Here is a 10,306-nt window from a genome sequence, read left to right as displayed (position 1 = left end):
TGACAGCATAGCGGCATCGGCGTCCTCGACAAAGCGGCGGGCGCGCTGCGGGCGCACCGGGCTGGTCGGGCCGCAGCCGGTCCCGCAGGAATTCGTCGCGCTCGTTCATGGGCTCCTCGGTGCCGGACCGGTACCCGTCCAGTATCGGTCACGCGCCGCCGGCGGACGGGCCTCCGGCGCGTGCAAACTTTGGCCTGGTCGGCGCCCCGCCGCTGCGACGCCGTCCACCCTCGGCTGAGCACGCTCGTGGGCAAGCCCCGCGGGAACCTCGCCGCACGTGGGCGCGATCACAGCAAAGGCGGACGAATTGGTGATCGGGGCCGCCGGTCGGCTAGCATCGACGCCGGGGCCGGGAAAATGAAAGCCCAAACTCCCATGTCGGTGACGTCGTCGACCGCCCGCTGCTGCGAATTTACGCCGCTGCCGGTTGCCGGTTAGACTTAACGAAGTTGGCATGTCAGGCGGGTATTGTCATATCGTTTTACGACTTGTCGAAACCAGCTTCAGGCCACCGTTCAACGCTGCACGGACGAATCCCCAACAACGGATCATTCCCGCCTGGGGCACAGCCTATCGGCAAGACCGAAGGGGCCAACGGGTCCGAGGCCCGCAACCCTCCCGGGTTGTGGTCCCGCCGGAACCGCTCGTAGCGGCAGCGAAGAACGTTTGGTGAAGGGTCAGGTGCATATGACGCCCAAGCGCGTCGGGTTATATAACCCCGCGTTCGAGCACGATTCGTGCGGGGTAGCCATGGTCGTCGATATGCACGGCCGTCGCAGCCGCGGCATCGTCGACAAGGCGATCACCGCACTGCTCAACCTCGAACACCGGGGCGCCCAGGGCGCCGAGCCGCGCAGCGGTGACGGCGCCGGCATCCTGATCCAGGTCCCGGATGCGTTCCTGCGCGAAGTCGTGGATTTCGAGTTGCCGCCGGCGGGCAGCTACGCCACCGGCATCGCGTTCCTGCCGCAGTCGTCCAAGGACGCCGCCGCCGCGTGCGCCGCGGTGGAGAAGATCGCCGAATCCGAGGGCCTGCAGGTGCTGGGCTGGCGAAACGTCCCCACTGACGACTCGTCGCTGGGCGCGCTGTCCCGCGACGCGATGCCGACCTTCCGGCAGGTGTTCATGGCGGGCGACTCCGGGATGGCGCTGGAGCGCCGGGCCTACGTGGTGCGCAAGCGCGCCGAGCACGAACTGGGCACGAAAGGACCGGGACAGGACGGCCCCGGTCGCGAAACCGTTTACTTCCCAAGCCTTTCCGGCCAGACCTTCATCTACAAGGGCATGCTGACCACCCCGCAGCTCAAGGCGTTTTACCTTGACCTGCAAGACGATCGGCTGACGAGTGCGCTGGGCATCGTGCACTCCCGTTTCTCCACCAACACCTTCCCGTCGTGGCCGCTGGCGCATCCTTTCCGCCGCATCGCGCACAACGGCGAGATCAACACCGTCACCGGCAACGAGAACTGGATGCGGGCCCGCGAGGCGTTGATCAAGACCGATCTCTTCGGTGACGACGTGGAGAAGCTGTTCCCGATCTGCACTCCGGGCGCATCCGACACCGCGCGCTTCGACGAGGCGCTCGAACTGCTGCACCTGGGCGGGCGCAGCCTGGCCCACGCGGTGCTGATGATGATCCCCGAGGCATGGGAACGCAACGAGTCGATGGACCCGGCCCGGCGCGCCTTCTACCAGTACCACGCCTCGTTGATGGAGCCGTGGGACGGTCCCGCGTCGATCACCTTTACCGACGGCACCATCATCGGCGCCGTCCTGGACCGAAACGGCTTGCGCCCCTCCCGAATCTGGGTCACCGACGACGGCCTGGTGGTGATGGCCTCCGAGGCCGGCGTGCTCGACCTGGACCCGGCCACGGTGGTCCGCCGGATGCGGCTGCAGCCCGGCCGGATGTTCCTGGTGGACACCACCCAAGGACGCATCGTCGCCGACGAGGAGATCAAGGCGGAGCTGGCCGCCGAGCACCCCTACCAGGAATGGCTCGACAAAGGCCTGGTGCCGCTCGACGACCTGCCGCAGGGCGAGTATGTCCGGATGCCGCACGAGCGACTCGTCAAGCGCCAGTTGACATTTGGTTACACCTACGAGGAACTCAACCTCTTGGTGACGCCGATGGTGCGCTCCGGGGCGGAACCGATCGGCTCGATGGGCACCGACACCCCGGTCGCCGTGCTGTCCGAGCGACCGCGGATGCTCTACGACTACTTCCAGCAGCTGTTCGCCCAGGTGACCAACCCGCCGCTGGACGCCATCCGCGAGGAGGTGGTGACCAGCCTGCAGGGCACCACCGGCGGCGAGCGCGACCTGCTCAACCCCGACGAGCACTCCTGCCACCAGATCGTCCTGCAGCAGCCGATCCTGCGTAACCATGAACTGGCCAAGCTGATCAACCTCAACCCGGACGACAAGGTCAACGGGCGCCCGCACGGCATGCGCTCCAAGGTGATTCCCTGCCTGTACCCCGTCGCCGAGGGCGGCGCCGGTCTGACCGCCGCGCTCGAGGAGGTGCGCGCGCAGGCATCCGGTGCGATCGCCGACGGCGCCCGGGTCATCATCCTGTCCGACCGCGGATCCGACGAGCAGCTCGCGCCCATCCCGTCGTTGCTGGCGGTGGCGGCGGTGCACCACCACCTGGTGCGCGACCGCACCCGCACCCACGTCGGTCTGGTGGTCGAGACCGGTGACGCCCGCGAGGTGCACCACATGGCTGCGCTGGTCGGCTTCGGCGCGGCGGCGATCAACCCGTATCTGGTGTTCGAGTCGATCGAGGACATGCTCGACCGCGGGGTCATCGACGGGATCGACCGCAACAAGGCGCTGAACAACTACGTCAAGGCCGCGGGCAAGGGCGTGCTGAAAGTGATGTCCAAGATGGGCATTTCGACGCTGGCCTCCTACACCGGCGCGCAGCTGTTCCAGGCCGTCGGCATCTCCGAGGACGTGCTCGACGAGTACTTCACCGGGCTGAGCTGCCCCACCGGCGGCATCACCCTGGACGACATCGCCGCCGACGTCGCCGCCCGCCACAGGCTGGCCTACATCGACCGGCCCGACGAGCGCGCCCACCGCGAGCTCGAGGTCGGTGGCGAATACCAGTGGCGCCGGGAGGGTGAGTACCACCTCTTCAACCCGGAGACCGTGTTCAAGCTGCAGCACGCCACCCGCACCGGGCAATACAAGATCTTCAAGGAGTACACCCGCCTCGTCGACGACCAGAGCGAGCGGCTGGCGTCGCTGCGCGGGCTGCTGAAGTTCCGCGGCGACGTGCGGCCCCCCGTGCCTCTGGAAGAGGTCGAGCCCGCCAGCGAGATCGTCAAGCGCTTCTCCACGGGGGCGATGAGTTACGGCTCGATCTCCGCCGAGGCGCACGAGACGCTGGCCATCGCGATGAACCGCCTGGGCGGCCGGTCCAACAGTGGCGAGGGCGGCGAGGACGTCAAGCGATTCGACCGCGACCCGAACGGGGACTGGCGCCGCAGCGCGATCAAGCAGGTCGCCTCCGCCCGCTTCGGGGTGACCTCGCACTACCTGACCAACTGCTCCGACATCCAGATCAAGATGGCCCAGGGCGCGAAACCCGGTGAGGGCGGCCAGCTTCCGGGCCACAAGGTGTACCCGTGGGTCGCCGAGGTGCGGCACTCCACGCCCGGCGTCGGATTGATCTCGCCGCCGCCCCACCACGACATCTACTCCATCGAGGACCTGGCGCAGCTGATCCACGACCTGAAGAACGCCAACCCGGCCGCGCGCGTGCACGTCAAGCTCGTCTCCGAAAACGGAGTGGGCACCGTCGCCGCCGGTGTGTCCAAGGCGCACGCCGACGTGGTGCTGATCTCGGGGCACGACGGCGGCACCGGCGCGACGCCGCTGACGTCGCAGAAGCACGCGGGCGCCCCGTGGGAGTTGGGGTTGGCCGAGACGCAGCAGACCCTGTTGCTCAACGGGTTACGTGACCGCATCGTGGTGCAGGTGGACGGGCAGCTGAAGACCGGACGCGACGTGATTATCGGGGCGCTGCTCGGCGCCGAGGAATTCGGCTTCGCCACCGCCCCGCTGGTGGTGGCCGGCTGCATCATGATGCGGGTCTGCCACCTCGACACCTGCCCGGTCGGCGTCGCCACCCAGAACCCGGTGCTGCGCGAGCGGTTCACCGGCAAGCCCGAATTCGTCGAGAACTTCTTCATGTTCATCGCCGAAGAGGTGCGGGAATACATGGCGCAGTTGGGCTTCCGCACCTTCAACGAGGCGGTCGGCCAGGTGGGGTCGCTGGACACCACGCTGGCGCGGGCGCACTGGAAGGCCCACCGGCTGGACCTGGCGCCGGTGCTGCACGAGCCCGAGTCGGCGTTCATGAACCAGGACCTGTACTGCAGCTCGCGTCAGGATCACGGCCTGGACAAGGCGCTCGACCAGCAGTTGATCGTGATGAGCCGCGAGGCGCTGGACTCCGGCAAGCCGGTCCGCTTCTCCACCACGATCAGCAACGTCAACCGCACGGTGGGCACCATGCTCGGCCACGAGCTGACGAAAGCCTATGGCGGCCAGGGCCTGCCGGACGGAACCATCGACATCACCTTCGACGGGTCCGCCGGCAACAGCTTCGGCGCCTTCGTGCCGAGGGGGATCACGTTGCGTGTCTACGGCGACGCCAACGACTACGTCGGCAAGGGCCTGTCGGGCGGCCGGATCGTGGTGCGGCCGTCGGACAACGCGCCGGCCGACTACGTCGCCGAGGACAACATCATCGGCGGCAACGTGATCCTGTTCGGCGCCACCAGCGGTGAGGCCTACTTGCGCGGCGTCGTCGGCGAACGGTTTGCGGTACGTAACTCCGGCGCCCACGCGGTGGTCGAGGGCGTCGGCGACCACGGCTGCGAATACATGACCGGAGGCAAGGTCGTCATCCTCGGCCGCACCGGGCGCAACTTCGCGGCGGGCATGTCCGGCGGCATGGCCTACGTGTACGACCCGGAGGGCGAATTGCCAAACAACCTCAACGCCGAAATGGTCGAGCTCGAGGCGCTCGACGAGGACGACCTGGAGTACCTGCGCGGCACCATCCAGGCGCACGTCGACGCCACGGATTCCGCCGTCGGCCAGCGCATCCTCGCCGACTGGCCCGGCCAGCACCGGCACTTCGTCAAGGTGATGCCGCGCGACTACAAGCGCGTGCTGCAGGCGATCGCCGAGGCGGAGCGCGACGGCGTCGACGTCGACAAGGCGATCATGGCGGCCGCGCATGGCTGACCCCACCGGCTTCCTGAAATACACGCATCGGGAATTGCCGAAGCGCCGGCCTGTCCCGCTGCGACTGCGCGACTGGAACGAGGTCTACGAGGACTTCGACGACGAGACCCTGCGCCACCAGGCGACGCGTTGCATGGACTGCGGTATTCCCTTCTGCCACAACGGGTGTCCGCTGGGCAACCTGATCCCGGAGTGGAACGACCTGGTGCGCCGGGGCCGTTGGCGCGACGCGATCGAACGGCTGCACGCCACCAACAACTTCCCGGACTTCACCGGGCGGCTGTGCCCGGCCCCGTGCGAGCCGGCGTGCGTACTGGGCATCAACCAGGACCCGGTGACGATTAAGCAGATCGAGCTGGAGATCATCGACCACGCCTTCGACGAAGGCTTCGTGGTGCCGCTGCCGCCGGACAAGCTGACCGGAAAGACCGTCGCCGTGGTGGGTTCCGGCCCCGCGGGCCTGGCCGCCGCCCAGCAACTGACCCGCGCCGGCCACAGCGTCACCGTGTTCGAGCGCGACGACCGCATCGGCGGGCTGCTGCGCTACGGCATCCCGGAATTCAAGATGGAAAAGCGCGTCCTGGACCGGCGGCTCGACCAGATGCGCGCCGAGGGCACCGAATTCCGGGCCGGCGTCAACGTCGGGGTCGACATCACCGTCGAACAGCTGCGCGGCGACTTCGACGCGGTGGTGCTGGCCGGCGGCGCCACCGCCTGGCGTGACCTGCCCATCCCCGGCCGGGAGCTGGACGGCATCCACCAGGCGATGGAGTTCCTGCCGTGGGGCAACCGCGTGCAGGAGGGCGACGACGTGCTGGGCGAGGACGGCGAGCCGCCGATCACCGCCAAGGGCAAGAAGGTCATCATCATCGGCGGCGGTGACACCGGGGCCGACTGCCTGGGCACCGTGCACCGGCAGGGCGCGATCGCGGTGCACCAGTTCGAGATCATGCCGCGACCGCCGGACTCGCGCGCCGAGTCGACCCCGTGGCCGACGTACCCGCTGATGTACCGGGTGTCATCGGCGCACGAAGAGGGCGGCGAGCGGGTGTTCTCGGTCAACACCGAGCAGTTCGTGGGCAAGGACGGGCACGTGACCGGCCTCAAGGCCCACGAGGTGACCATGCAGGACGGCAAGTTCGTCAAAGTCGAGGGCTCGGACTTCGAGCTCGAGGCCGATCTGGTGTTGCTGGCGATGGGATTCGTCGGCCCCGAGAGGGCGGGCCTGCTCACCGACCTCGGGGTGAAGCTCACCGAGCGCGGCAACGTTGCGCGGGGGGCCGACTTCGACACCTCGGTACCCGGCGTATTCGTTGCCGGCGACATGGGCCGCGGCCAGTCGTTGATCGTTTGGGCGATTGCTGAGGGGCGGGCCGCCGCGGCGGGCGTCGACCGGTTCTTGATGGGTTCGACGGCGCTTCCGGCGCCGATCAAGCCCACCGCGGCGCCGCTGCAGTAGTCACATCAGTCACACCAGAAACAGAAGAATTCAATTCGGCGTTTCTGCCCACGTTTGCCAGGCGATTGTTGTCTAATGGTTCTCTGTGGGCCTCATCGCGTAGCAGTCACGGGGGGCAGCCCGCAGGAACGGACCGATCGCAGGAGTGGTCACTGTGCATGTCAACCCAATGCCCCGGTCGAAAATGGGGCGAATCGCCTGGTCATGGTTGCGTCACCCGGTAAAGAGCCGCGAGTTCCCCGCAAAGCATGAGCGCCTGATCACCGCCGAAGAACTGATGCTGTTCGGGGTGTAAGCACCAAGTTGCAGCGCCGGCGGCGCACAAGTTAGTTTGCTCGGCGTGAGGCCGACAAAGCGACCTCACTCACCTCTTCACTTATCCAGTAGCCCGGAATCCCGAATCACCTCCGCCAATGGCTCCAGCACGGCGGGGTCGTGCGGCGGATTGATATAGACGATGCCCAGGTCCAGCCCCTCGGCGCCCAGCGCCGCGGCTTCGTCGATGACCTGTCCGTAGTTGCGCTCGGCGTCCAGCCGCAGATGCGCCGACGTGGTGATCTCCTTCGGGTCGCGCCCGATGTCCGCGCACCGCGCGGCCAGGACGTCGCGCTTTTGCGCGAACAGTTCGGGCGGGCCGCCGGCGAAGTTCCAGTGCTGGGCGTAGCGCGCGGTGATCGGCAACGTGCGTTTCTCGCCGCTGCCACCGATGCAGATCGGCGGGTGCGGGCGCTGCACGCCCTTGGGCTCGTTGCGGGCGCCTTTGAGTTGGTAGTACTTGCCGGCGAAGTCGGTGGTCTCCTCGCTCAGCAGGCTGATCAGCACCTGGCAGGCTTCCTCGAACCGGTCGAAGCGTTCCCGGATGGAGCCCAACTCGATGCCGTAGGCGCCCGACTCCTCCTCGTTCCAGCCGGCGCCGATCCCGAGCTCGAGGCGCCCGTTGGAGATGATGTCCAGCGCCGCCGCCATGTTCGCCAGCACCGCGGGGTGGCGGTAGTGGATGCCGGTGACGAGGGTGCCCAGCCGCAGTCGCTTGGTCGCCTGCGCGAGCGCGGTCAGCGTCGTCCACCCCTCGAGGCAGGGTCCGCTGCTGTCGGAGAAGATCGGATAGAAGTGGTCGAACGTCCAGCCGGACTCGTAGACCTCGATATCGTCGGCGGCCTGCCAGACGGCGAGCATGTCGGCCCAGGTGGTGTTTTGGGGTGAGGTTTTGAACGCGAATCGCATGAAACCGACGTTAGCCGATCTTTATGAAGCGCAACTAAACTCATCCGGACGATGACCACCGTGCTCGGAATCGACACCAGGATCACCCTGCTGGCCGCCGGGCTGGTCTTCCTGCTGGCGCTGGTTCTCGGCGTCTGGAAGTACCGCCAGATCATGACCGCCGACGACCATCGCGCCCATCCGTACGTCGACATCGCGCACCGGGCGGCGTTGCTCTATTCGTTCGCGACCCTGCTGCTGGCGGTCTTCGTCGAACTCAGCGCCTGGCCGGCCTGGGTCAATCTGACCGCGGCGGGCGTCGTCGTCTTCTTTTTCGTCGCCGCCATCCTCGGCTACATCAGCCACGGCGCGCGGCGCGACACCGTCAACCAGTTCGAAAACCCCGGCCGCGGCCTGGAAGTGACGATGGTGCTGCTCATCACCGGCGAGATCGGCGGCTTCGCCGTCTTGCTCGCGGGGTTCGTCGCCGGCCAATTCTGGTGATCGGGCCGGGCACACTGGAGCCATGGACCCGGTAACTGCCCTGCGGCAGATCGCCTATTACAAGGACCGGAGCCGCCACGACCCCCGGCGGGTGATGGCCTACCGCAACGCCGCCGACATCATCGAGGGCCTCGACGACGCCGCGCGGGAACGGCACGGCCAGGCCAACAGCTGGCAGACGCTGCCGGGCATCGGTCCCAAAACCGCGAAGGTCATCGATCAGGCCTGGTCCGGCCGCGAACCCGACCTGCTCGTCGAATTGCGTTCCGCGGTCCAGGATCTCGGGGGCGGCGACCTTCGCGCCGCACTGCGCGGCGATCTGCACCTGCATTCGAACTGGTCGGACGGGTCGGCGCCGATCGACGAGATGATGGCCACCGCGTCGGCGCTGGGACACGAGTACTGCGCGCTGACCGACCACTCGCCGCGGCTGACCATCGCCAACGGGTTGTCGCCGGAGCGGTTGCGCAAGCAGCTCGACGTCATCGAAGGGTTGCGCGACCAGTTCGCGCCGATGCGCATCCTCACCGGGATCGAGGTCGACATCCTCGACGACGGCAGCCTGGACCAGGAACCCGAACTGCTCGAGCGCCTCGACGTCGTCGTGGCCAGCGTCCATTCGAAGTTGTCCATGGATTCCGCCGCGATGACGCGCCGCATGGTGCGCGCCGTCTGCAACCCACACGCCGATGTGCTGGGCCACTGCACCGGCCGGCTGGTCTCCGGCAACCGCGGCATCCGCGCCGAATCGAAATTCGACGCCGAGGCGGTGTTCACCGCCTGCCGCGACCACGGGACGGCCGTGGAGATCAACTCGCGTCCCGAACGGCGCGACCCGCCGACCCGGCTGCTGAAGCAGGCGCTGGAGATCGGGTGCGTGTTCAGCATCGACACCGACGCGCACGCGCCCGGTCAGCTGGACTTCCTCGGTTATGGCGCCCAGCGCGCGCTGGACGCGGGGGTGCCGACCGACCGGATCGTCAACACCTGGCCGGCCGAACAGCTGCTGGAGTGGACGGGATCAGCCGGATAGCCGTCGCCTATCAGGCCTGCCCGGTGCCACCGTTACTACCTGAAGCACCCAGGCCGCTGCCGCCGGAGCCGCCGACGCCGACGGCACCCCCATCGCCCCCGTTGGTGTGGAAACTGCCGCCGTTGGCGCCGCCGCCACCCGTCGAGCCTGTGCCGGCGTTGCCGTGGTACGAGTTCGAATTGACGACGGCGCCGCTGCCGCCGCCGGTGCCGGTGCCCGTGCCGGCGCTCCCCGCTGCACCTCCGGCAGCGAAGACGGTGGTGTTGGACGCGAGACTCCCGGCGCCGCCGGCGCCGGACTGGCCGCTCGCAACCGCGGCGCCGCCGCCTCCGCCTCCGCCTCCGCCCGCGGCCGCGGACAGTTGTGCGGTAGCGCCGCCGCCGCCGCCTCCGCCGGCGCCGCCCGCGCCGCCGCCGGTCGCGCCGGCGCCACCGGTGCCACCGTCCCCGCCGATCCCCAGAGCCTGGATGACGGCTCCGTTTGTTGTCGAGGCGCTGCCACCGTCGCCGCCGGTCCCGCCGGTGCCGCCGGTGCCGCCCTGACCGCCCGCGCCGCCGGTGCCGTTGATTCCGCCGGCGGAGTTGCCGCCGGCACCGCCGGCGCCGCCCGGGCCGCCGAGGCCGCCCTGCCCGGCGTAGGCGTGGGACACCGTGCTGTCGGCCTGGCCGCCGGTGCCGCCCTGACCGCCCTGCCCGCCGATGCCACCGTGCCCACCGTTGCCGGCGTGCCCGAAGAACATTCCAGCGCCACCGCCCGCCCCGCCGGCGCCGGCGTCACCGCCGAAGCCGCCGATGCCCCCGTTCCCGCCGTTGTTACCGGACCCGTCGCCACCCGTACCGCCC

The 10,306-nt window shown here is 68.6% G+C and carries 5 protein-coding genes and 1 pseudogene; 4 read left to right on the top strand and 2 right to left on the bottom strand.

Annotated features, from left to right (window positions below):
• Nucleotides 1-687 precede the first annotated feature (687 nt).
• Entirely contained in the window at nt 688-5,265 is a 4,578-nt protein-coding gene (gltB, locus tag A5655_RS12255; RefSeq protein WP_067010255.1) for a glutamate synthase large subunit, read from the top strand.
• On the top strand, nt 5,258-6,724 hold the full coding sequence (locus A5655_RS12250) for a glutamate synthase subunit beta (RefSeq protein ID WP_067010252.1): 1,467 nt from the start codon (nt 5,258-5,260) through the stop codon (nt 6,722-6,724). The genes gltB and A5655_RS12250 overlap by 8 nt, the downstream gene beginning before the upstream one ends.
• A gap of 372 nt (nt 6,725-7,096) precedes the next feature.
• On the opposite strand, the gene A5655_RS12245 is transcribed toward A5655_RS12250, so the two are convergent.
• On the bottom strand, nt 7,097-7,948 hold the full coding sequence (locus tag A5655_RS12245; RefSeq protein ID WP_067010249.1) for an LLM class F420-dependent oxidoreductase: 852 nt from the start codon (nt 7,946-7,948) through the stop codon (nt 7,097-7,099).
• A 51-nt stretch (nt 7,949-7,999) separates the two neighbouring features.
• Between A5655_RS12245 and A5655_RS12240 the strand changes: the two genes are divergently transcribed.
• Together A5655_RS12240 and A5655_RS12235 are read left to right on the top strand one after the other, a co-directional pair.
• On the top strand, nt 8,000-8,431 hold the full coding sequence (locus A5655_RS12240) for a hypothetical protein (protein ID WP_067010247.1): 432 nt from the start codon (nt 8,000-8,002) through the stop codon (nt 8,429-8,431).
• Nucleotides 8,432-8,453: 22 nt separating this feature from the next.
• Entirely contained in the window at nt 8,454-9,464 is a 1,011-nt protein-coding gene (locus A5655_RS12235; protein ID WP_067010244.1) for a PHP domain-containing protein, read from the top strand.
• A gap of 10 nt (nt 9,465-9,474) precedes the next feature.
• Here the strand turns inward: A5655_RS12235 and A5655_RS28270 are convergent.
• Nucleotides 9,475-10,306: pseudogene (locus tag A5655_RS28270) on the bottom strand (PE family protein); the annotation flags it as partial.

Origin of the sequence: Mycobacterium sp. 1081908.1, from assembly GCF_001673535.1 — a bacterium.
Classification (GTDB): domain Bacteria; phylum Actinomycetota; class Actinomycetes; order Mycobacteriales; family Mycobacteriaceae; genus Mycobacterium.
Note: the sequence above shows the minus strand (reverse complement) of the source record. Positions and strands in the feature narration are given on the sequence as shown.

Excerpts from the sequence above, each read along its gene's own strand:
- A5655_RS12235 (WP_067010244.1), top strand. The coding sequence starts at position 8,454 with ATGGACCCGGTAACTGCCCTGCGGCAGATCGCCTATTACAAGGACCGG.
- A5655_RS12250 (WP_067010252.1), top strand. The coding sequence starts at position 5,258 with ATGGCTGACCCCACCGGCTTCCTGAAATACACGCATCGGGAATTGCCG.
- A5655_RS12245 (WP_067010249.1), bottom strand. The coding sequence starts at position 7,948 with ATGCGATTCGCGTTCAAAACCTCACCCCAAAACACCACCTGGGCCGAC.
- A5655_RS12240 (WP_067010247.1), top strand. The coding sequence starts at position 8,000 with ATGACCACCGTGCTCGGAATCGACACCAGGATCACCCTGCTGGCCGCC.
- gltB (WP_067010255.1), top strand. The coding sequence starts at position 688 with ATGACGCCCAAGCGCGTCGGGTTATATAACCCCGCGTTCGAGCACGAT.